21 protein-coding genes are annotated in these 22,245 nt (G+C 71.6%); 13 read left to right on the top strand and 8 right to left on the bottom strand.

The genetic code is table 11. The features are described 5' to 3' along the window. The first annotated feature begins 11 nt into the window (after nt 1-11). Complete coding sequence (locus NNW99_RS16840; protein ID WP_215119966.1) at nt 12-1,559, top strand: substrate-binding domain-containing protein; 1,548 nt, start codon at nt 12-14, stop codon at nt 1,557-1,559. Nucleotides 1,560-1,726: 167 nt separating this feature from the next. On the opposite strand, the gene NNW99_RS16835 is transcribed toward NNW99_RS16840, so the two are convergent. Next, a complete protein-coding gene (locus NNW99_RS16835; RefSeq protein WP_215119965.1) occupies nt 1,727-2,485 on the bottom strand; it encodes an SLATT domain-containing protein in 759 nt (252 codons plus the stop codon). A 268-nt stretch (nt 2,486-2,753) separates the two neighbouring features. Between NNW99_RS16835 and NNW99_RS16830 the strand changes: the two genes are divergently transcribed. The 3 genes from NNW99_RS16830 (at nt 2,754) to NNW99_RS16820 (ending at nt 4,474) form a co-directional block, all read left to right on the top strand. Further along, nucleotides 2,754-3,095 carry a YbaB/EbfC family nucleoid-associated protein gene (locus tag NNW99_RS16830; protein ID WP_215119964.1) on the top strand — a complete coding sequence of 114 codons (342 nt, stop codon included), beginning with the start codon at nt 2,754-2,756 and terminating at the stop codon, nt 3,093-3,095. Between the two features lie 127 nt (nt 3,096-3,222). Further along, nucleotides 3,223-3,822 carry a recombination mediator RecR gene (recR, locus tag NNW99_RS16825; protein WP_003991835.1) on the top strand — a complete coding sequence of 200 codons (600 nt, stop codon included), beginning with the start codon at nt 3,223-3,225 and terminating at the stop codon, nt 3,820-3,822. Further along, nucleotides 3,815-4,474, top strand: a complete 660-nt coding sequence (locus NNW99_RS16820) for a DUF5063 domain-containing protein (RefSeq protein ID WP_215119963.1) — start codon at nt 3,815-3,817, stop codon at nt 4,472-4,474. The genes recR and NNW99_RS16820 overlap by 8 nt, the downstream gene beginning before the upstream one ends. Nucleotides 4,475-4,483: 9 nt before the next feature. Here the strand turns inward: NNW99_RS16820 and NNW99_RS16815 are convergent, their stop codons facing one another. After that, complete coding sequence (locus NNW99_RS16815) at nt 4,484-5,320, bottom strand: PhzF family phenazine biosynthesis protein (RefSeq protein WP_215119962.1); 837 nt, start codon at nt 5,318-5,320, stop codon at nt 4,484-4,486. Nucleotides 5,321-5,472: 152 nt separating this feature from the next. On the opposite strand from NNW99_RS16815, the gene NNW99_RS16810 reads away from it, so the two are divergent. Further along, a complete protein-coding gene (locus NNW99_RS16810; protein WP_215119961.1) occupies nt 5,473-6,012 on the top strand; it encodes an SgcJ/EcaC family oxidoreductase in 540 nt (179 codons plus the stop codon). A gap of 24 nt (nt 6,013-6,036) precedes the next feature. On the opposite strand, the gene NNW99_RS16805 is transcribed toward NNW99_RS16810, so the two are convergent. Both NNW99_RS16805 and NNW99_RS16800 read right to left on the bottom strand, forming a co-directional pair. Next, nucleotides 6,037-7,377, bottom strand: coding sequence for a HAMP domain-containing sensor histidine kinase (locus tag NNW99_RS16805; RefSeq protein WP_215119960.1), 1,341 nt, complete (start codon nt 7,375-7,377; stop codon nt 6,037-6,039). Beyond that, nucleotides 7,374-8,069: a response regulator transcription factor gene (locus NNW99_RS16800; RefSeq protein WP_215119959.1), complete on the bottom strand. Its 696-nt coding sequence runs from the start codon at nt 8,067-8,069 to the stop codon at nt 7,374-7,376. Before NNW99_RS16800 ends, NNW99_RS16805 begins: the two co-directional genes overlap by 4 nt. A gap of 235 nt (nt 8,070-8,304) precedes the next feature. Between NNW99_RS16800 and NNW99_RS16795 the strand changes: the two genes are divergently transcribed. The 4 genes from NNW99_RS16795 (at nt 8,305) to NNW99_RS16780 (ending at nt 12,889) form a co-directional block, all read left to right on the top strand. Next, entirely contained in the window at nt 8,305-9,597 is a 1,293-nt protein-coding gene (locus tag NNW99_RS16795) for an aspartate kinase (RefSeq protein ID WP_215119958.1), read from the top strand. After that, nucleotides 9,597-10,682, top strand: a complete 1,086-nt coding sequence (locus NNW99_RS16790; RefSeq protein WP_215119957.1) for an aspartate-semialdehyde dehydrogenase — start codon at nt 9,597-9,599, stop codon at nt 10,680-10,682. Before NNW99_RS16795 ends, NNW99_RS16790 begins: the two co-directional genes overlap by 1 nt. 495 nt (nt 10,683-11,177) lie before the next feature. Then, nucleotides 11,178-11,753 (top strand): SigE family RNA polymerase sigma factor, encoded by a 576-nt coding sequence (locus tag NNW99_RS16785; protein ID WP_215124312.1) that lies wholly within the window; start codon nt 11,178-11,180, stop codon nt 11,751-11,753. Nucleotides 11,754-11,851: 98 nt separating this feature from the next. Next, nucleotides 11,852-12,889 (top strand): hypothetical protein, encoded by a 1,038-nt coding sequence (locus NNW99_RS16780; protein WP_215119956.1) that lies wholly within the window; start codon nt 11,852-11,854, stop codon nt 12,887-12,889. A 43-nt stretch (nt 12,890-12,932) separates the two neighbouring features. Here the strand turns inward: NNW99_RS16780 and NNW99_RS16775 are convergent, their stop codons facing one another. Then, nucleotides 12,933-13,715, bottom strand: a complete 783-nt coding sequence (locus NNW99_RS16775; protein ID WP_215119955.1) for an SURF1 family protein — start codon at nt 13,713-13,715, stop codon at nt 12,933-12,935. A gap of 343 nt (nt 13,716-14,058) precedes the next feature. Between NNW99_RS16775 and NNW99_RS16770 the strand changes: the two genes are divergently transcribed. Beyond that, nucleotides 14,059-15,921, top strand: coding sequence for a prolyl oligopeptidase family serine peptidase (locus NNW99_RS16770; protein WP_215119954.1), 1,863 nt, complete (start codon nt 14,059-14,061; stop codon nt 15,919-15,921). A 147-nt stretch (nt 15,922-16,068) separates the two neighbouring features. On the opposite strand, the gene NNW99_RS16765 is transcribed toward NNW99_RS16770, so the two are convergent. Continuing rightward, nucleotides 16,069-17,976 (bottom strand): TrkA family potassium uptake protein, encoded by a 1,908-nt coding sequence (locus NNW99_RS16765; RefSeq protein ID WP_215119953.1) that lies wholly within the window; start codon nt 17,974-17,976, stop codon nt 16,069-16,071. Between the two features lie 147 nt (nt 17,977-18,123). Here NNW99_RS16765 and NNW99_RS16760 point away from each other — a divergent pair, with 147 nt between their 5' ends. From NNW99_RS16760 to NNW99_RS16750, 3 genes are all read left to right on the top strand, one after another. Further along, nucleotides 18,124-19,236 carry a permease gene (locus tag NNW99_RS16760; RefSeq protein WP_251057826.1) on the top strand — a complete coding sequence of 371 codons (1,113 nt, stop codon included), beginning with the start codon at nt 18,124-18,126 and terminating at the stop codon, nt 19,234-19,236. Next, complete coding sequence (locus tag NNW99_RS16755; protein WP_215119952.1) at nt 19,233-19,946, top strand: TIGR03943 family protein; 714 nt, start codon at nt 19,233-19,235, stop codon at nt 19,944-19,946. The genes NNW99_RS16760 and NNW99_RS16755 overlap by 4 nt, the downstream gene beginning before the upstream one ends. 64 nt (nt 19,947-20,010) lie before the next feature. After that, complete coding sequence (locus NNW99_RS16750; RefSeq protein ID WP_215119951.1) at nt 20,011-20,352, top strand: hypothetical protein; 342 nt, start codon at nt 20,011-20,013, stop codon at nt 20,350-20,352. A 78-nt stretch (nt 20,353-20,430) separates the two neighbouring features. On the opposite strand, the gene NNW99_RS16745 is transcribed toward NNW99_RS16750, so the two are convergent. After that, nucleotides 20,431-20,943, bottom strand: coding sequence for a hypothetical protein (locus NNW99_RS16745; RefSeq protein WP_215119950.1), 513 nt, complete (start codon nt 20,941-20,943; stop codon nt 20,431-20,433). 229 nt (nt 20,944-21,172) lie between these two features. Continuing rightward, entirely contained in the window at nt 21,173-22,084 is a 912-nt protein-coding gene (locus NNW99_RS16740) for a winged helix DNA-binding protein (RefSeq protein WP_215119949.1), read from the bottom strand. Nucleotides 22,085-22,245: the final 161 nt, after the last annotated feature.

Below are 22,245 nucleotides of genomic sequence, written 5' to 3'. Positions count from 1 at the left end.
GGGCACCCACGGTGGAGTGGTTGAGCGCGGAGAACCTCGTGGCCGTGGCGACGGCCCTGCTCGGCATCATCGCCTCGGGCGTCATGGTCTGGTACGAACGCCGGGTGCCGCGCCGCAAACGGGTGGGCTACCGCGTGCAGATGGACAACGCCATCGGCGACGACGTGCGCTCGGGCCGCGCCAACCGCCGTCTCGGCCTGTTCGACGAGGCCCCGGACATGTCCGACGCGACCCTGGTCCTGCTGCGCATCGAGAACGACGGCTCGCAGGGCATCGACCGCGACGACTACACCGGCCCCGAACTGCACGGCCTGACCGCGGTGTTCGCGGGCCGTACCGTCCGGGGGGTCTCGGTGACCCAGCCGTCGGACACCGACCACCTCATGGACCACTTCACCGCGGCCCGCGGCTTCGCCTACGACGGCAACACCCTGCGCATCCCCCGCGTTCCGCTCAACCGGGGCGACCACTTCAAGCTGCTCGTGCTGCTCGCCGGCGGCGATGTCGGCGACGAGATCCGGCTGGTGGGCGGCCTGCGCGACGGCGAGGTGCACCCCAACCGCAGCGCCACGCCGGACGACAAGCCGCCGCTGTTCAGCCGGGCGGCGCGGCTGATCACCCTCGCGCTCACGGTGAGCGTCGTGACCCTGGCGGCGATCGTCGTCGTCCAGGACGACACCCCGCCCCCGATCGGCTGCGCGAGCGGCACCCTCACCCTCACCGGCTCGACCGCCTTCGCGCCCGTCCTGCGCGAGGTGGCCGCCAAGTACGAGCGGGACTGCGGCGGCGACCCGGTCATCGAGGTGGACGCCCACGGCTCGACGGCCGGGATCCGGGAGCTCGCGGCGGCCGGCGACCGGGCGGTACGGGAGGGGCGGGGCTCCCCGCCGGTGGTGGCCCTGTCGGACGGCCCCAAGCCGGCCGGCCTGCCCGCGCTGCGCGAGAACCGGGTGGCGGTGTCCGTGTTCGCGCTCGTCGTCAACGACGACGTGAGGCTGAAGAACCTGTCCACGGCGGACGTACGGCGTCTCTACCGGGGCGAGATCCGCAACTGGAAGCAGCTCGGCGGCCCGGACCTGCGCGTGCACCTGGTCAGCCGGGACGCGGGGTCCGGGACGCGGCAGGTCTTCCAGCGCCGGGTGCTGGGCCGGGGCGAGATCGCCAACTCCTCCGTCGACTGCGTCCACAAGGACGACCCGACGGCGGCCGTCATCCGCTGCGAACTCGACTCCACGGAACAGGTGCTGACGACGGTCGCCGGCCTCCCGGGCGCCGTCGGCTACAGCGAACTCAACCTGGCCGCCCGCGCGAAGGGCCTGCACTCCCTGCGCCTGGACGGCGACCCCGCCTCCGTCGACGCCATCGAACGCGGCACGAGCGACTACCCCTACCGCGAGATCGAATACGCCTACACCTACGGCCGCCCCCCGGCCGACTCCTTGGCATCGAGCTTCCTGACCTACCTGTCCCGAGGCAACGGCCAGGACGTGACCCGCACCCACGGCCACATCCCGTGCTGGACCCCGGAGGGTCTCGTCCTGTGCGCGGAGGCCACCTAGGTCCTGTCCTAGCTGCGGGCATGCGTGCCGCTAAGGGCGGCACGGGTGGGCGGTGGGGGTCCCCCCGCTCGAGCGAAGCCGAGAGTGGGGGAGGCACCTCGTCGCGCCGAGTTGCGCACCCACCCGCCCCCAGCGACAACGCCGAGCACCAGAAACCCCCGGCCAGCTCACCGCGGCTCCGGCGGCCGCTGCCGCGGCATGTTCGGCCGCGCCCCACCCCCCGGCGGCGGCACGGAGAACCGCCCGTTCACACCCCCCACCTCAGCCCCCCGCCCCCCACCGGACAACACCACCGCCTGCATCCCCACCGGCGCACCCCCGGCCCGGAACTCGCCCATCCAGTCCCCGGTCTCCACCCGGACCAGCTCACTCATGTCCTCGCTGAACCTCCGCAGCACCCCGAGACACCGCTCGGCGGCCTCCGCGGCCGTCCCCTCCGCCGGCCCCAGCACCTCCCGCACGCACTCCGCCGCCCAGTCGAACTGCAACGCCTGCAGCCGCCGCTGCACGGCCTGCGCGGTGGCCACGTCCCGCATCCAGCCCGACGTCACCCCGAAGTACCGGTCGACGGCCACACACGCCACCCCCAGCAGCAGCGCCAGACACCCCCAGGGCGCGACCCCGCCGGCGACCCCGGTCAGATCCAGCAGGGGCAGCGCGACGCCGGTGACCGCCCCCACCGCGGCCCCGCAGCGCAAGCCCCGCGCGCACCGCCGCTTCCACACCCGGTCCTCGAGATACCAGGCCGCCGTCCGCAGCGCCCCGCGCTCCACCCACCGGTACAGCTCGTCCAGCCGGGCCGCCGGCTCACCCCAGTCCCCGTGCGGAAAGGCCCGCCCGGTCAGATCGCCCGGCCGCGGCCGGGACGCCCCCTCGCCCCGTCCGTCCTGAGGCGGCACCTCGGGCTGCATCTCCGGCTGACCCACCCGGCACTCCCTACTGACCACGAACGACCACGCGCGGTCCCAGCCGACTCACACTGCGCGACGAACGACCCACCTGCCGCGCCGGACCCTTCCTACCCCCCAATGGGTGGCGAAGACGCAGCTTTCGCCACTTTTCCGCCCGGAAGTATTCCTTGATCCGGTATAGGGCGCGAGGGGGACTCACTCGAAAGAGTGCTGGGGCGACGGCAGGCCTGACCACGTAGGCTCGTGCCGAACGGGAAAACCCGTACCGAGCAAGGAGCTGATCGTGATTCCCGGTGGTGGCCAGCCCAATATGCAGCAGTTGCTCCAGCAGGCCCAGAAGATGCAACAGGACCTGGCACAGGCACAGGAGGAGCTGGCGCAGACGGAGGTCGACGGGAAGGCGGGCGGTGGCCTGGTGACCGCGACCGTCACCGGCGCCGGCGAACTGCGCGCCCTGAAGATCGACCCGAAGGCGGTCGACCCCGACGACACCGAGACGCTGGCCGATCTCGTCGTGGCGGCGGTCCAGGCGGCCAACGAGAACGCGCAGGCGCTCCAGCAGCAGAAGCTGGGCCCGCTCGCGCAGGGTCTCGGCGGCGGCGGAATCCCGGGCCTGCCGTTCTGAGACGCCCGCCGCCTTCCTCGGACGGGCGGCGGACAACTACCGTACGTACGGAAAGGCCGTACGCGACGACCGACCTCGAAGACCGCGAATTCCTCGAAGGTCTCGGAGTTCCAAGAAGGGCAGTCCGTTGTACGAAGGCGTGGTCCAGGACCTGATCGACGAGCTGGGGCGGCTGCCCGGCGTCGGTCCGAAGAGCGCCCAGCGGATCGCCTTCCACATCCTCCAGGCCGAACCGACGGACGTACGGCGCCTCGCCCAGGCCCTCATGGAGGTCAAGGCGAAGGTCCGCTTCTGCGCGACCTGCGGCAACGTCGCGCAGGAGGAGCTGTGCAACATCTGCCGCGACACCCGGCGCGACCCCGCCGTCATCTGCGTGGTCGAGGAGCCGAAGGACGTCGTGGCGATCGAGCGGACGCGTGAGTTCCGGGGCCGGTACCACGTCCTCGGCGGCGCGATCAGCCCGATCGACGGGGTGGGGCCCGACGACCTGCGCATCAGGGAGCTGCTCGCCCGGCTCGCCGACGGCACGGTCACCGAGCTGATCCTCGCCACGGATCCGAATCTCGAAGGCGAGGCGACCGCCACGTACCTCGCCCGCATGATCAAGCCCATGGGCCTGAAGGTCACCCGCCTGGCCAGCGGCCTCCCGGTGGGTGGCGACCTGGAATACGCGGACGAGGTCACCCTCGGCCGCGCCTTCGAGGGGAGACGACTCCTAGATGTCTGACGCCACGCTGCACGCGACCGACCAGAACCCGGACGATTTCGCGGTCCAGATCGCGGACCAGGTCGAGAGCTTCCTGGTCGCCGTCACCGAGGTCGCGAAGGGCGACGAGCCGGAATCGGCCGTGCCCTTCCTCCTCCTGGAGGTCTCCCAACTCCTCCTGGCCGGCGGCCGTCTCGGCGCGCACGAGGACATCGTGCCGGACGAGCGCTACGAGCCCGACTCGGGCCCCGAGCCGGACGTCGACGAACTCCGCGAGAACCTGGCCCGGTTGCTGGACCCGATCGACATCTACTCCGAGGTGTTCGACCCCTACGAGCCCCGCAAGGCCCCGGTCCCGGCCCGGATCTCCGACGACCTCACGGACGTCATCACCGACCTGCGCCACGGCATGGCCCACTACCGCGCGGGCCGCACCACGGAGGCCCTGTGGTGGTGGCAGTTCTCCTACTTCTCCAACTGGGGCTCCACCGCTTCCGCCACCCTCCGCGCCCTCCAGTCGGTCCTCGCCCACGTCCGCCTCAACCAGCCCCTCGCCGAACTCGACGGCCTGGACACGGACCAGGGCATCGGCGACGACACCCTGGAGTTCGAGGCGGGCAGGGTCATGGCGGAGGAGATCGGCGGCCCGCTGGGGATGCGCCCGGCCACGTAGCGCGGCCGCTCAGAGCCGTACGGCCGGGCCGGTCACGGCGATTCCGGTGTCCTGCTCCGCCGGCACCGTCACCGTGATCGTGCTCGGCCGCCCCATGTCCCCGCCCTGGTGGACCGTCAGGGTGGCCGGGGTCGGTACGAGGCCCAGTTCCCGCAGGTAGCCGCCGAAGGCGGCCGCCGCCGCTCCCGTGGCCGGGTCCTCCATCACACCGCCCGGCGGGAACGGGTTGCGGGCGTGGAAGACGGTGTCTGACTCCCGCTGGACCAGGTCGATCGTGGTCCAGCCCGTGCGGGCCATGAGGGTGCCGAGGTCCGCCATGTCGTAGTCCAGATCGGCCAGTCGCTCCCGGCTCGCGGCGGCGAGGACCGGGTGCCAGGCCCCGGCGAAGGCCGCCCGGGGCGGCAGCGCCGGATCCAGGTCCGCCTCGGACCAGCCCAGGATCGCCAGCAGTTCGGCCAGGTCGCCCTCGTCGATCGGTGCCGTACGGGGCACCACGCTCACCAGAGTCGCCACCAGGATGCCGTCCGCCGACCGCTCGGTGGCGACGGTGACCGGTCCCGCCGCGGTGCGCAGCAGCAGCCGCCCGGTGCCATGCCGCTCCGCGTGGGCCACGGCCGTGGCGATCGTCGCGTGTCCGCAGAACGGCACCTCGGCGAGCGGGCTGAAGTACCGCACGTCCAAGGCGTCGTCGCCGGACGCCACCACGAACGCCGTCTCGGAGTAACCGACTTCGGCCGCCGTCGCCAGCATCGTCGCGTCGTCGGCCCCGGTGGCGTCCAGCACCACGCCTGCCGGGTTGCCGCCCCGGGGATCCGTGCTGAAGGCCACGTACCGCAGAATCTCCATGCGCAGACGGTAGCGCCCGGCCCCCTGGTCCCACCGCGTGAAATTGGGGGCATCCTGCATCCCCCCTGTACGTCCGCTGCACAGCCCCTAACCGGTGGAACGCGAGTCTGGAGTCACTTCAGCAACTCCACTCGATCCCACCGGAGATGACAATGAACCGCCGTCCCGCGGACCGTCCCGCAGCCGCCTCCATACGTAAGCGTGTCGCCGTCGTCACCGGCGTGGCCGTTCTCGCCGCCGGTACCTTCGCCGCCGGTGCCGGGGTCGCCGGGGCCGAGTCCGGGAGCAAGCCGGGCAGGACGGTGACCAAGGCGCAGGTGCTCGGGCTGTTCGACCAGTGGAACGCCGCGTTGCAGACCGGTGATGCGAAGAAGGTCGCCGATCTGTACGCCAAGGACGCGGTGCTGCTGCCGACCGTCTCCAACAACGTGCGTACCGACAGAGCCGAGATCGTCGACTACTTCGAGCACTTCCTGAAGAACAAGCCGCACGGGAAGAAGATCGAGTCCGTCGTCAACATCCTCGACCGGAACACCGTGATCGACACCGGCGTGTACGAGTTCGCGCTCACCGACCCGAAGTCGGGCGAGAAGAGCGACGTCAAGGCGCGCTACACCTACGCCTACGAGAAGCAGCCGAACGGCACGTGGCTGATCGTGAACCACCACTCCTCGAAGATGCCCGAGGGGTGAGCCCCTGTAAGCCCCTGAAGGGCCTCAGCCGCCGGACCGGTGGGGCGCCGCCCGTAGCGTGATCGTCACGCACAGGCCGCCGCCCGGGGCGTCCGTCAGCGCCACCGTCCCGCCGTCGTCCGTCGCCAGTTGCCGGACGACGGCGAGGCCCAGGCCCGAGCCGGACTTCCCGGTCAGGCCCTGGCCCCGCCAGAAGCGGTCGAAGGCGCGGGACTTCTCGGCGTCCGACATGCCGGGCCCCTCGTCCAGCACCGACACCCCCACCACATCGCCCCCGGGGTCCACGCGGACGGTGATCGTCCCGCCGTCCGGTGACACCTCCAGGGCGTTGGAGAGCACGTTGTCCAGCATCTGGTCCAGATGACCGGGGCTGGCCAGCACAGACGGCCGGCCGTCGATACTCCCCCTGAGCGCGATGGTGACTCCGCGCTCATCGGCGGCCGGCCTCCACACGGCGAGCCGTTCCCGCACCAGGTCCATCAGCGGCAGCGGCTCGGCCGCCGTCACCTTGGCCTCGGCCCTGGCCAGCACCAGCAGGCCGTTGACCAGGCGGTTCATCCGTACGACCTCGGCCGTCGCCTGCTCCACGTCCTCGCGTACGAACTCGTCGTCCACACCGTCCGCGATGTTGTCCAGGGACAGCCGCAGCGCGGTGAGCGGGGTGCGCAGCTGGTGGGACGCGTCCGCCACGAAGATGCGCTGGGCCGCGATCAGCGTGTCCAGGCGTTCCGCGCCCTGGTTGAGGGTGCGGGCGAGGGTCTGGGTCTCGGGCGGCCCGGTCACCGGGGAGCGGGCCGTGAGGTCGCCGTCGCTGAACTTGCTGGCCATGTCGTTGAGCTGGCGCAGCGGCCGGGTGATCCGGCGGGCGGCGAACGCGCCGATCGCGGCGGCCGCCGCGAGCACGACCACCGCCAGCCCGGCCCGGAAGCCCCAGATCTGCCAGAGCCGCGTGGTCATGTCCGAGGTCGAGTAGACGATCCGCACGGCCGCGTCCCCCCGCGCGGGGACGGTGACCTGCAGATGCTCGCCCCAGACGAAGTCGGACCCCCAGTCCGTCGTCACCTCGTCCCGCTCCGTGGCCCGGGTCAGCGCCTCGTCCGCGGCGGGCTCCGGCAGCTTCGGGTCGCAGGCGGCGGTGGGGGTCGCCTGTACGTCGCCGTACGCCCTGGCCACCTCGGTGAGGGCCTCGCAGGAGGCGCCGGTGCCGTTGCTCAGCAGCAGCGCCATCGTGTTGGCCTCGCGCAGGACGGACTGTCTGGTGTCGTCCCGCAGCTGCTTGGTGAGGGTGAAGGCGACCGGCACCGTGAAGAGGAAGATGGCCACCGCGACCAGCAGGATGTAGCTCCGGATGAGCTGCCGGTTCATGAAGCCCCGTCGTCCTTGACGATCTCCAGCCGGAAGCCCACCCCACGCACCGCCTCGATCGCGATCGCCCCGGCGAGCTTGCGCCGCAGCGCCGCCACGTGCACGTCCAGCGTCTTGGTCGGCCCGAACCAGTTCGCGTCCCAGACCGCTTCCATGATCTGCTCGCGCGACATCAGCGCCCCGGGCTCCTCGGTGAGGAAGGCCAGCAGGTCGTACTCCTTGGGCGCGAGGGCGACCTCCTCGCCGTCTAGGCGCACCCGGGCCGCCTTGCGGTCGATCGTCAGGCGGGTGCCGTAGCGGTCGGGGCCCGGCGCGGGGGCGCCCGCCGCGGGCGTACGGGCCTGGGTGCGGCGCATGACCGCCCGTATCCGGGCGATGACCTCCCGGACGCCGAACGGCTTGGAGACGTAGTCGTCCGCGCCGAGCTCCAGGCCCACCACCCGGTCCGTCTCGTCGCTGCGGGCGCTGATCACGATGATCGGGACGTCGCCGCGCCCGCGCAGCGCCTTGCAGACGTCGAGGCCGTCGGTGTCGGGCAGCCCGAGATCCAGCAGGACGACGTCGTAGGGGCCCTCGTGCCGCAGCGCCGCCGCGCCCGTGGTCACCCATTCGACCTCGAAGCCGTAGCGCCTCAGCCCGCGGCGCAGGGACTCGGCGACCGGCTCATCGTCTTCCACCAGAAGTACGCGCACAGCCGAACCTTAGTGCTTGAAAGTTGGCTTACCGGCGTCGGTCGGGGGACGATTGTGACGCCGGGCACTTTCTCGCGTGGCCTGTGTCCAGGTGGGCATGAGCAGGTCTGAGCGAGTACCCCGGAAATCTCATCATGCGATATCGCGGAAGGGATTTTCGGACGCTCGATAGACTGAGCCGACCGCGGTACGAATGCGTATGAGCGGATAGAGACGGATTGAGCGAGGAGCGCACGTGGGCCTTGTCGTGCAGAAGTACGGAGGCTCCTCCGTAGCCGATGCCGAGGGCATCAAGCGCGTCGCCAAGCGAATCGTGGAAGCGAAGCAGAACGGCAATCAGGTGGTTGCCGTGGTTTCCGCGATGGGCGACACGACGGACGAGCTGATCGATCTCGCCGAGCAGGTATCCCCGATCCCTGCCGGGCGCGAGCTCGACATGCTGCTGACCGCCGGAGAGCGGATCTCCATGGCGTTGCTGGCCATGGCGATCAAAAAGCTGGGCCATGAGGCCCAGTCGTTCACCGGCAGCCAGGCAGGTGTCATCACCGACTCGGTCCACAACAAAGCGCGCATCATCGATGTCACGCCGGGCCGGATCAAGACCTCGGTGGACGAGGGCAACATCGCGATCGTGGCCGGTTTCCAGGGCGTCAGCCAGGACACCAAGGACATCACCACCCTCGGCCGCGGCGGCTCCGACACCACGGCGGTGGCCCTGGCCGCCGCCCTCGAAGCCGACGTGTGCGAGATCTACACCGACGTCGACGGCGTGTTCACCGCCGATCCGCGTGTGGTGAAGAAGGCCCGGAAGATCGACTGGATCTCCTTCGAGGACATGCTCGAACTGGCGGCGTCCGGATCGAAGGTGCTGCTCCACCGTTGCGTGGAGTACGCCCGGCGGTACAACATCCCGATCCATGTCCGGTCCAGCTTCAGCGGACTCCAGGGCACCTGGGTCAGCAGCGAGCCAGTTGTTCGAAAGACGCAGCAGCAAGGGGAAAAGCAGGTGGAGCAGGCTCTCATCTCCGGTGTCGCGCACGACACCTCCGAGGCCAAGGTCACGGTCGTCGGTGTGCCCGACAAGCCGGGCGAGGCGGCTGCGATCTTCCGCGCGATCGCCGACGCCGAGATCAACATCGACATGGTCGTGCAGAACGTGTCCGCGGCCTCCACGGGCCTGACGGACATCTCCTTCACGCTCCCGAAGACCGAGGGCCGCAAGGCCATCGGCGCGCTGGAGAAGAACAAGTCCGGCATCGGCTTCGACTCGCTGCGCTACGACGACCAGATCGGCAAGATCTCCCTCGTCGGCGCCGGCATGAAGACGAACCCGGGTGTCACGGCCGACTTCTTCGGCGCGCTGTCCGACGCCGGTGTGAACATCGAGCTGATCTCGACCTCCGAGATCCGCATCTCGGTCGTCACGCGCGCCGACGACGTGCCCGAGGCCGTCCGTGCCGTGCACTCCGCCTTCGGGCTCGACTCCGACAGCGACGAGGCTGTCGTCTACGGAGGCACCGGCCGCTGATGGCCCACCTCCGACAGGACGCCCGGACCGGCAGGTCCGGGCGTCCGACGCTTGCCGTGGTGGGCGCGACCGGAGCCGTCGGCACGGTCATGCGCCAGATCCTGTCCCAGCGGGCCGACGTCTGGGGCGAGATCCGGCTGATCGCCTCCCCCCGCTCGGCCGGCCGCAAGCTGGCCGTGCGCGGCGAGGAGACCGAGGTCATCGCGCTCACCGAGGAGGCCTTCGACGGGGTCGACGTCGCCATGTTCGACGTCCCCGACGAGGTCGCCGAGCGGTGGGCGCCGCTCGCGGTCGCCAAGGGCGCGGTGGTCGTCGACAACTCCGGCACGTTCCGGATGGACCCGGACGTGCCGCTCGTCGTGCCCGAGGTCAATCCGCACGCCGTGCGGATGCGGCCGCGCGGGATCATCGCCAACCCCAGCTGTACGACGCTCTCCATGATCGTGGCCCTGGGCGCGCTGCACGCCGAGTTCGGGCTGCGCGAGCTCGTCGCCTCCTCGTACCAGGCGGTCAGCGGCGCCGGGCGGGCCGGCGTGGCCACCCTGCGCCAGCAGCTCTCCCTGGTCGCCGGCACGGAACTGGGCACCGGCCCCGGTGACGTACGGCGGGCCGTGGGGGACAACACCGGGCCGTTCCCGGAGCCGGTCGCGCTGAACGTCGTGCCCTGGGCCGGTTCGGCGCGCGAGGACGGCTGGTCCTCCGAGGAGCTGAAGGTGCGGGACGAGTCCCGCAAGATCCTCGGCCTGCCCGATCTGCCGGTGGCCATCACCTGTGTCCGGGTGCCGGTGATCACCACCCACTCGCTGACCGTGCACGCCCGCTTCGAGGGCGAGGTCACCGTCGAGGGGGCCCGCGAGATCCTCGCGACGGCGCCCGGTGTCGTGCTGTTCGACAACCCGGCCGCCGGGGAGTTCCCGACCCCCGCCGATGTCGTGGGCACCGACCCCACCTGGGTCGGGCGGGTGCGGCGGGCGCTGGACGACCCCACGGCGCTCGAACTCTTCGTGTGCGGGGACAACCTGCGCAAGGGCTCCGCGCTCAACACCGCGCAGATCGCCGAGGTGGTGGCCGCCGAGCTGGCCTGACCGCCGCGCAGCGAAAAATCCTCCGGCCGCCGGGTGGGCGGTTTGTAGGATCTGTGTGCGACATGTGAGCTGATCGATGGTCCGGACCACTTGTCCGGGGCGCTTCGGCATCAGAGGATTTATCTCCCCGTCCTCCGCAACCGTGCGGAGGGCGGGGAGCGTCTTTGCGGTCGCACTTAGGCCGTGCAAGCGCTTCATCAGGCGTGGGGACGCCTGGAACCGGGCGTGGGGACGTCCGTTCACAATTGGACATAGGGGAAGAGCGGGACGCATGAGGGCATTTGACGCACCATCTGTTGTGCAGCCTGACGCGGGTAGACCGTCGACGGCGACGGTCGGCGTGAAAGTGACGCCCGGCACGTACAACCCTCACCGGGGTGAGCGTGTCCAACAGGCGTGGCAGAGGTACTCGACTTCAGCACGGCACGCGGCACGGTCCTGCGACCGCCCCGTCCGGCGGCTCTACGACCCCGCATGGCCGGTACGCCCGGTGGCATGCCGGTGATCGCGCCCGTGCCCGCGGCGCGGCCGGCCCGCATACCGAACCAGCGCGACGGTGCCGAGGACGAGGCGGCGGCCGGCACCACCGTCGACCACCTCACCGAGACCTACCGGGCGCACTACCGCTCGCTGCTGGGTCTCGCCGCCCTCCTCCTCGACGACACCGCCTCCTGCGAGGACGTCGTCCAGGAGGCCTTCATCCGGGTCCACTCGGCCCGCAAGCGGGTCCGCGACCCCGAGAAGACCCTGGCGTACCTGCGGCAGACGGTCGTCAACCTCTCGCGTTCCGCGCTGCGCCGCCGCATACTCGGCCTGAAGCTGCTGTCGAAGCCCATGCCCGACATGGCCAGTGCCGAGGAAGGCGCCTACGACCAGCTGGAGCGCGACTCCCTCATCAAGGCGATGAAGGGGCTGCAGCGCCGCCAGCGCGAGGTGCTGGTGCTGCGCTACTTCGCGGACATGACCGAGGCGCAGGTCGCCGAGACCCTCGGGATATCGCTGGGCTCGGTCAAGGCGTACGGCTCGCGCGGCATCGCGGCGCTCCGGCTGGCCATGGAGGCGTCGGCATGAGCGCCCCGGACAGCGCGGGACGTGACGGGCCCGACCGGCACGAACCGGCCAGGCCGCACAGGCAAGATCCGAAGCAATCGCACGCTGGGAACGCAACTGTGAACCACGGCCCCGACGACCAGAGCCCCGAGGGGTTCGACTCGGACGAGCTGGACCTGCGCTCGATGCTGCACCAGGTGGTGCAGGAGGTGGAACCGCGCGACGGCACGCTGGAGTACCTCCGCAAGGCGGTGCCCCAGCGGCGGACCCGCAAGCGGCAGGCCGTCGTCGGCATGGCCGCCGCCTGCCTCTTCATCGGCACGGCCATCCCCGCGCTCGTGCACGTCTCCAACTCCACCGGCTCCGAAGCCAACCCGTCCGCCATCGGCCACGCCTCCGAGACCCAGGGCGGCGCGAGCCAGGGCAAGGGACCGGACGGCGGGGAGAGCACCTCGGGCGGGACCTCCGGCAAGCCCGAGGGCAAGGACAAGGACGAGAAGAAGAAGGAGGACAAGGGCAAGGGCACCGGCGCCGCCACCGGCGCGACCCAGGGCGCCGACCCCTCCTCCACCACCGCCGCCGGCATCGCGGCGTGCACCGCGGCCCAGCTCGGCCCCGCCGCCGGAAGCAGCGCCGCCCCCGACTCCACGGGCGCGGTCTACGGCTCCTTCCGCGTCACCAACGTCTCCGCGGCGAGCTGTACGGTCACCGGCCCCGGCTCGGTGAGCGCGCTGCCGCAGGGCACGGCCGACATCAGCAAGGTCAGCACCGCCCGGCACGCGGCCGGGGACGCGGCGGCGGGCCTGCCCGACCCGTCCCTGGAGTCCGCCCAGCTCGTGCTGGCGCCCGGAGCCGCCTACGACGTGAAGTTCGCCTGGGTCCCCACGGAGACCTGCCCCACCCCCGGCGGCAGCGTCGGCGGCCCCGGCGACCCCAGCCCCGAACCCACCCCGTCGGGCGACACGACGGAGACGGGCGGCACCTCCACCGGCGGCGACACGGGCACCGCCCCGCAGCTGGCCACGGAGGAGGGCACGACCGACGGCAGCGTGGCGGTGACCTACACGCCGGGTACGGGCTCGGGCGCGAGCTCGGTCACGGTGTCCAACGCGTGCGCGGGGACCGTGTACTGGACGGGCGTGCTGCCGGGAGCGTAGGGCCGCGGACCGGCCCGGTGGTCGAGTGGTCGGGTGGTCGCCGTCAGGCGACCACGCGCTCCTCTTCCTCCTGGACCAGGCCCAGCTCCGCGTCCCGGGCGAACTCCACCTCGCGCCGCAGCAACCGGAACCACATGAAGATCACGAACCCGACGAAGGCGAACCACTCGGCGGTGTAGCCGAGGTTCTGGAACGCCTTCAGGTCCAGCCCCGAGTCCGGCGGGGCGCTCGCGGGCACCGCCTTCATACCCGAGTCGCCCTTGGCGAGCGTGACCCACGCGTCGTACACGTCGTACGGCACCAGGTTCACCAGGGACGCCGCGCTGATCGCCCCGGTCTGCCCGGACGGCAGCCCGCCCTGCGCGCTGACGCCGTTGTCGCCCGGGGTCTCGGACGCCTGGAGCGCCCCCGTGACCGTGACCTCACCGGTGGGCGGGGCGGGGGCCTCGGCCGCGTCCGGGGAGCCGGGCAGCCAGCCGCGCACGACCGGCAGCGCCTCGCCCGAGTCGGTGCGCAGCAGTGTCAGGACGTAGTAGCCCTGCTTGTCGTCGAGCTCCCGGCCCGGCACCAGCAGCTGCTTGCCGTAGCGGCCGGTCGCGGTGACCTGCTTGCCGGACGTCGCCTTGGTCACCGGCAGCATCTTCGCCAGCGGCCGGGGCGCCTCGTGCCGAGCCTCGGCGACCTGCTCGGTCGCGGTGCGATGGTCCTGCACACGGTCCTCGAACCGGCCCAGCTGCCAGGACCCCATGAAGATGCAGAAGGGGATGGACAACAGCACGAAGACGTTGATCCCCCACCATCGGGGCGTCAGCAGAAACCGGTACACACCCCAAAGGTACGGGGCTGCCCGAAGGGTCCGGACTGCGGGGTGGGCGCCGGTCGGCGGCGCTCGGCGCTCGTGGGGCCCGGGTCAGAAAGCGGTGACTGTGGATATTCGGCCGTCGGCCTTCCACGGCGAATCCCCGGGCCTCTCGTACCTCACGGAGTCCCGGACGTCGGCCGCGGACCGGAACCTTCCGACGGTCCTGCGTAGATCGGTCATGTCGAGCAGTGTGCACGCAGCCACTGACAATCCGCCCTGACCTGCCGGGAAGGGGGATCGGTGGAGGTTATCCACAGGCTGGGGGCCTCGGCAGCGCGATGTCGGTTCGGGCGGGCAGTATGGGGCCATGACTGAGAGCAACGCGTCCGATGCGCGGGACCAGCGGGATCAGCACGAACAAGTGGGACAGGCGGGACAGCAGGAGCGGATGCCGGACTGGGAGAAGCGCTTTCGGGCGCCCCGGGTGTCCCTGCCCGACTGGGCGGAGGACGCGCCGGACCGCTCCCTGTTCGTGTCGAACGCGACAGGGACGTACGAGCTGTACGCCTGGGACAGGTCGACGGGCGACCAGCGCCAGGTGACGGACCGGCCGAACGGCACGACGGACGGCGTGCTGTCCCCGGACGGCGCGTGGATCTGGTGGTTCGACGACAAGGACGGCGACGAGTTCGGCGTATGGCGCCGCCAGCCCTTCGCGGGCGGCGAGGACGAACCGGCCGCCGCGGGCCTGGAGGCCTCCTACCCGGCGGGCCTCGCCCTCGGCCGCGACGGGCGCACGGCGGTCGTCGGCCGCTCGACGGACGAGGACGGTACGACGATCCACCTCGTCCGCACCGGCGAGGACCCGGTGGAGATCTACCGGCACCGCGAGTCCGCCGGCGTCGGCGACCTCGCCCACGACGGTTCGCTCATCGCCGTCGAGCACACCGAGCACGGCGACGCGATGCACTCGGCCCTGCGCGTCCTGCGCCCCGACGGCACCCCGGTCGCCGACCTCGACGACACCGAGGGCGGCACACGCGAGCTGGGCCTGGAGGTCCTCGGCTTCGCCCCCGTCGACGGCGACACCCGCCTCCTCATCGGCCACCAGCGCCGAGGCCGCTGGGAGCCGCTGGTGTGGGACGTGGCCACGGGCGAGGAGACGGACCTGGCGCTGGAGCTGCCCGGCGACGTCAGCGCCGAGTGGTACCCGGACGGCACCGGCCTGCTCATCGTGCACGGCTTCGAGGCCCGCAGCGAGCTGTTCCGCTACGACCTGGCGAGCCGCGCCCTGACGGAGATCCCCACCCCGCCCGGCACGGTCTCCGGCGCCACGGCCCGGCCCGACGGCAGCGTGGAGTACCTGTGGTCCTCGGCCGCCGAACCGTCGGCGCTGCGCTCCACGACGGGCGGTGTCGTGCTCGACCCGCCCGGCATGAAGTCCCCCGGCTCGGTGCCCGTGGAGGACGTGTGGGTGGAGGGCCCCGGCGGCCGTATCCACGCCCTGGTCCAGAAGCCGCAGGGCACCACCGGCCCGCTCCCCACGGTCTTCGACATCCACGGCGGCCCGACCTGGCACGACAACGACTCCTTCGCGGCGGGCCCGGCGGCCTGGGTCGACCACGGCTACGCGGTGGTCCGCGTCAACTACCGCGGCTCGACGGGCTACGGCCGTGCCTGGACCGACGCCCTGAAGCACCGCGTGGGCCTCATCGAGCTGGAGGACATCGCCGCGGTCCGTGAATGGGCCGTCACCTCCGGCCTCGCCGACCCCGACCGCATCGTCCTCACCGGCGGCTCCTGGGGCGGCTACCTCACCCTCCTCGGCCTCGGCGTCCAGCCCGACGCGTGGACGCTGGGCATCGCGGCGGTCCCCGTCGCCGACTACGTCACGGCGTACCACGACGAGATGGAGGCGCTGAAGGCGATGGACCGCACCCTCCTCGGCGGCACACCCGAGGAGGTCCCCGACCGCTTCGAGGCGTCCTCTCCTCTGACCTACGTCGACGAGGTCAAGGCCCCGGTCTACATCTCGGCCGGCGTCAACGACCCCCGCTGCCCGATCCGCCAGATCGAGAACTACGTCAAACGCCTGGAGAAGCGGAGCGCGATCCACGAGGTGTACCGCTATGACGCCGGGCACGGGTCACTGGTGGTGGACGAGCGGATCAAGCAGGTGCGGCTGGAACTGGAATTCGCGGAGAGGCACCTGAGGGACGTTCGCTCCTAGTCCGCAGTCCGCGGGCATGCGTGCCGCTAAGGGCGGCACGGGTGGGCGCGGGCGGCACCCCGCTGCGCCGGGTTGCGCCACGCCCCGGCCTCAGCGCCAACGCCGGGCACCTTGTAGCGCCGAGCCGTGCAGGGACACCGCTCGGCGTCACGCCCCCGCCCGCTCCCGCCTCCTCCGCCCCAGCAACTCCGCCAGCCCCCGCCGAGTAGCCGCCAGCACCACCCGATCCCCGGCCCCCAGCACATACGTAGGAGGCAGATCCCACACCAGCCCCGAGGCCGGCGCACCCTCCTCACCCACCGTCTCGCCCTCGTCCCGCCGCCCCCCAGGAGGTGCCGTATTGAGCGCCAGCACCCGCCAGGCCCCCGCCCGGAACGCCTCCGCCACCGTCCGCCCCTCCAACTGCGGATGCCCGGCCACCTCCACCTCCGCGAACAGCAGCACCCGCCGCTCCACCGGAATCGCCCCCAGGATCTGCCGCCCCATCATCGCCCCGGCGAACGCGGGCGCGGCCAGATGCGACACACTCCGGCTCCGGGTCAGGGCGAACGGATGCGCGGCCCGCATCGTCCGGTACACGGCGGTCGCGAAGTCGTCGTCGTACAGCCGCAGTACGACCCGCAGATCGGGCCGCACGGACCGCGCGTACAGCGAGGCCTCCAGATTCGTCGTGTCCGCACTGGTCAGCGCCAGCAGCGCGTGCGCCCGATGGATCTTCGCGGCCTCCAGCACCCCCTCCTGCGTGACATCCCCGAGCACCACCGGCACCCGCAGCCGTCGCGCCGTGGCCATCCCCCTGGCCTCCGGGTCGGACTCGACGCACACCACGGGAATGTGCAGCTCCCGCAGCCGCGTCAGCACCCGCGTCCCGATCTTGCCGAGCCCGAGCAGCACCACATGCCCGCCGAGCCCCCGCGGCGGCTTGCGCAGGGTGGACGCGCTGCGGAACGTACCGAGGGCCTCCAGCACCGCTGCCAGCAGCACCGGCAGCAGCAGCAACCCGACCAGCCCGGACAGCAGTTGCAGGACCTGCCGCCCGGTCGAGGCGTGGTACGCGGGATCGTTGATGCCGAAGAGATCGAGGAGCGTGACGTAGGTGGCGTACAGCGGATGCTCCCCGGTCACGAAGATGAACGCGACGGCGAGCGCGAGCACACACCCGACCAGCCCCGCCAGCGACCACCGCAGCCGCCGCGAGAACAGCGAGGCGAACGGCGGCACACCACCGCCCCGCCCGGAGGACAGGGACGGCCCGGAGTACGACACCTGCTCCAGGACGACGGTCCCGCGCCCGGTCGCCGACGCCACCGCCATCTCGTCCGGCAGCAGTTGAGGCCCGTGCTCCCCGCTGCTCTCGGAACCGTCGGCGCCGGCCGGGTCGTTGCTCGTCGCGGAGAGCAGCGCCAGGGTGCACAGCCCCGGGTCGGCCACCTCGCCCGGCCCCGGCGGCTGCCGCTCCACGGCGCGCAGAACGAGTCCCTCCGTCTGGACGACCTTGCTGGTGCCGACGAGGGCGGTGGCGGCCAGCGCGGGCGCGGCCGTGTCGGCGTCGGACAGCACGGTCGTCGACGCGTCGAGGCGCGAACCGCCGCCGTCCGGCCCCGTCCCGGAGGCCACCGCCGCCGTCTGGTCGAGCAGTTCCTCGATGTGCTGCCCCAACCGCCGGTTGTAGAGACGCAGTACGAGTCTCAGGCGGGGGTTGATCCGGCGGGCGGTGAGCGCGGCGCGGATGTTGGTCTCGTCGTCGTCGTACACGAGCGCCAGAGCCGCCGCCCGGTCAGCGCCCACCTCGGTGAGCACGGCCTCGGTGAGCTCGGCGGCCTCCACGACCTGTTCGGTCGCGGCCGGTTCGGCGACACCGCCCGTGCCCGCCCGGTTGACGGCCGCGCTGACCCGGTCGAACAGCGCAGCCGAGGCGGCCCGGGCCCGTCCGACCACCGGCTGCCGCACCCGGCGCCCCGACGGCGGCACGACGAGCGTGACCTGTTCGCCGTAGACACCCCGGAGTTCGGCGGCCAGCCGATGGGCGAGCCCGTCGTCACCGCATACGACCATGTGTGTGGCCGGTTCACCTGGCTGACCTTGATTCGGAACGCTCCCCACAAGGGAGAAGACTGCCTCACCGGGACGGCTGGTTCCAGAAGGGAACCGAGGTGCGTGAACACCCGGGCCCGTCCGTCCGTACCGAAGGGGAGGCAAGGCATGCCCATGCGCACCACCGGAGGTACCGGGCCCGTGGCCACCACGAAGACCGTCCCGAGGGAGAGCGGCGAGCACGGGGACCTCAAGGCGACCCGAGGCCGGAAAGGCCGGGAAGGCCGGGAAGCCGGGGCCGACCGGAAAGACGGCAGCGCCTCGGACGAGGGCAGACACCTCAATCCCGCCCTCCTGCTGACCCTTCTGCTGGTCACGGCGGTGATGTTCCAGGACCCGATCCGCGGGGCCCTGGCCGCGCCCGTGATGCAGAGCTGGATGACGGTCTTCGTGGCGGTCATGGTCCAGGCGCTGCCGTTCCTGGTGCTCGGCGTGCTGCTGTCGGCGGCGATCGCGGTGTTCGTACCGCCGTCGTTCTTCGCCCGGGCCCTGCCGAAACGCCCCGTCCTCGCGGTCCCGGTCGCGAGCGCGGCGGGCGCGGTGCTGCCGGGCTGCGAATGCGCCTCGGTGCCGGTCGCCGGAGCGCTGGTGCGCAGAGGCGTCACCCCCGCGGCGGCGCTGGCGTTCCTCCTCTCCGCGCCCGCCATCAACCCGATCGTCCTGACGGCGACGGCCGTGGCCTTCCCCGGCGACCCGGAGATGGTCCTGGCCCGTTTCGTCGCGAGCCTGCTGGTGGCCTGCGCGATGGGCTGGCTCTGGCACCGCCTCGGCCGCACGGACTGGCTGCGCCCCCCGGCCAGGGCGTCGTACGAGGGCCAGAGCAAGGGGGCCGCGTTCTGGGGCTCGGTGCGCCACGACGTGACGCACGCCGGCGGCTACCTGGTGATCGGCGCGATGGCCGCCGCGACGCTGAAGGCGGTGGTGCCGGCGGAATGGCTGGGCGTGGCGGCCGGACACCCCGTGTGGTCGGTCCTGTTCCTCGCGGCGCTGGCCGTCCTGCTCTCCATCTGCTCGGAGGCGGACGCGTTCGTGGCGGCGTCCCTGACCCAGTTCTCACTGACGGCCCGCCTGACGTTCCTCGTCGTCGGTCCCATGATCGACCTGAAGCTGTTCGCGATGCAGGTGGGCACCTTCGGCCGCGCCTTCGCCCTGCGCTTCGCGCCCGCGACCTTCGCCCTGGCCGTCATCGTGTCGGCCCTGACAGGAACGGTCCTGCTGTGAACCGCCTGGCCCAGAGCGCCCTCCTCTTCCTCCTGGGCGCCACGCTCCTGCACTCCGGCATGACCGACCTCTACCTGCGCTACGTCAAGGAGGGCCTGCGCCCCCTGGTCCTGCTGGCGGGCGCGGTACTGATCGCGACGGCGGCGGCAACGCTCTGGTACGACCGCCGAGGCAGGGCCCAGGCCCACGATCACCAGCACCACCACGAACCCCGCGTCACCTGGCTCCTCACGCTCCCGGTCCTGGCCCTGATCCTGGTCGCCCCGCCGGCCCTGGGCTCCTACAGCGCGTCCCACACCGGCACGGCCCTCCAGAAGCCGTTCGGCTTCGCGGACCTCCCGGCCGACGGCCCCCTCCGCCTGGGCGTCGCCGACTACGCGGGCCGAGCGGTCTACGACGACGGCCGCTCCCTCCGCGACCGCGAACTGAAGATCACCGGCTTCGTCACACTGGACCGCGCCGGTACCCCCTACCTGGTCCGCATGGGCCTCAACTGCTGTGCGGCGGACGCCCAGCCGGTCAAGATCGCCCTGACCGGCGACATCCCCCCGGTCCTGAGCCCGGACACCTGGCTGGAGATCACCGGCCGCTACACCCCGCGCCGCACCAAGGACCCGGTCAACAACGGCCCCGTCCCGTACCTCGAGGTCACCCGCGCCAAGCCGGTCCCCACCCCGCACGACCCCTACGACGAAACGTGGAACACCTGAACCGGCGTACTGAAAGCCCCATTTCCGGGTACTCGTGAATCCCGCTGATCAGCGAGGGGGACGCATGACCACACACAGAGGCGAGCTCCGCACCGAGGCCCGCGAGGACCTCGTGAAGGCCGACAGCAGAGCCGAACTGACCCTGGCGACCCTCGGCGCGGCCCTGACCGCACTGCTCGGCGCGATCGCCGCCGGCGTCATCGCACCCACCCAGTACGCCGTGATCCCCCAGCTCCTGGTCTGGGCAGGCTGCGCGGCCTGCGCCCCGTCCCTGGTCCTCCTCGGCCTGGCCGCGAGGCCCCACACCGTCTGGGCCAAGTACCGCTGCATACGGCGGGGGATGGCCTGGGGAGCGGTCTTCCTCACGCTCACCTTGGCGGGAACGCTGGCCGGGGCGCTCACGTAGAGGCTGCACCGGGGGCTGCGCCGAGCCCTCCCCATGGAAGAACTCGGCACAGACACGGCGGGTCAGAGGGTCAGACGGTCAGACCGAGCGGCTCGCCTTGAAGCCGTAGTGAATGACGTCCTTGCCGTCCTCGTCCCAGTTGAGACGCAGGGCCCCGTCGGCGTAGGCGCTCTTGCCGCCGACCTTCTTCTTGATCGTGGAAGACGTCCACGAACCGTTCCCGCTGCCGTCCATGGCGGCCAGCTTGGACCGGATGCCGAAGTCCTTCTTCAGCAGGACGGTGTCCGCGCCCGCGTCGGCGTGCTTGAGGTACAGCCGGAACCCGGCGCTGTCGAAGGTCTCCGACAGATCGGTCCCGGAGTACCACGGCGGAGCGTCCCAGCTCACCTTGGCCTTGGCATAGACATAACTGCCGGACCGGGCCACACAGTTCTTGACGGTGAAGTCCCAGTTGTCGCCCCAGGGACCGGTGTACCCCGCGTCGTCGATGGTCTTCGAGCTCTCGCTGCACTTCCAGCTCAGCGCGGCCGCCGGTGAGACGGACAGCACGGACGCCCCGACGACGGCGGCACCGACCAGCGCGACCGACATGAACTTCCTGCCCACGGCCGACTGCCGCGAAGGCGCTGTGCGACGCAGATTCACTTTCAGTTTCCCCTCGTTGTGGCGTTGCGATCTGCCCACGCATGAGCAGATAACGATCACCCTACAACGTGTTCGCGACCGCACATGATCGAAGTGGTCGGGGAGGGAGGGTAGTTGGCAGATGCAGGCAGTCCTGCGGGAGCGGAACGACTACGACCCGGATCCGCGCACCGGCTCAGCCGGCCGCACGGAGACGGCCCTCGGCCGGGCGATTGCGGCAGTCCCGGCAACGGCCGGCTTCCGCCGCACGGAATCCCCGGTCGCAGCCGTCGCAGTTCCGCATGGGCACGACCGCCGGACGTACGGGCGGTTCGGCGCCCCTGGTCGGTACCGGCAGGGGAGTCTCCTTGAGCCGGTAGGCGAGGACGCCGACCGGACGCGTCAGGAAGTGCTCCGGGAGCCGTGCGGTGAGGTGATCCGTGATCTGCGTGGGCAGGAGGCCTGCCGCGAGCCACCGGGTGACGGCCGGGGCGAGGCGGGCGGTTTCCTGCGCGGACAGGATGAGGCGGGGGTCGACTCGGCGCAGGGCGGTGAGTACGGCGACGGCTCGGGGGTCGGCGTCGGCGAGCGGAATCGGTGCCGCTGCTGCCTCTGCCTCTGCCTCTGCCTCTGCCTTCGCCTTCGCCTTCGCCGGTACGGGTGCGGCCGCCACCGCTTCTTCCGTAGGCGCAGCCGCGGCGGCATGCTTCCGGGCCCGGGACGGCTTCGGCGGCTCGGGCGGTCCGTCGCCGACGGCCCCGCCGGGCACGTCGTAGAAGTACGTCCGCGTACGCACCTGCCCGCCGGACGTCCGCTCACGGCGACGCTCCAGGTAACCGGCCTCCTCCAGCTCCCGCAGCGCCCGCGAGATGAGGATCTCGCCCTCGCTGAAGTGCCGGCACAGGGCGGCGATGCTCACGGGGGAGCCGTCGGGCAGGGAGGAGATGTACGCCGCGACACCGACCGTGACCGCGCTGCCGCGTCGCTGCGCGAGGGCATTGGAGATCACGGTGAAGTCGGCGGTCAGCCGGGTGCGTACGTGGATCACGCCGGAGGTCGTTGCTCCGGCGTCGGCGCGCAGGCGCGCGTTAGACTGCGGCTCAGCCATCGGGAAGAGGTTCGCTTCCTGATCGGTCAGGCCCTCGATCGGGATGCCAGTCCCGGCCGGGGGCCGTCGTCTGTGTGAGGTTGTCGCGGCGAACGTAACGGCCCACATCCCGCACCCGCAAGCCGGTCACCCGGACGGGTGACGCAGGCCAACTGGCCAGG

Source organism: Streptomyces sp. CRCS-T-1 (assembly GCF_024442335.1).
Lineage (GTDB): Bacteria > Actinomycetota > Actinomycetes > Streptomycetales > Streptomycetaceae > Streptomyces > Streptomyces koelreuteriae.
This window is presented reverse-complemented; position numbering and strand designations above follow the sequence as displayed.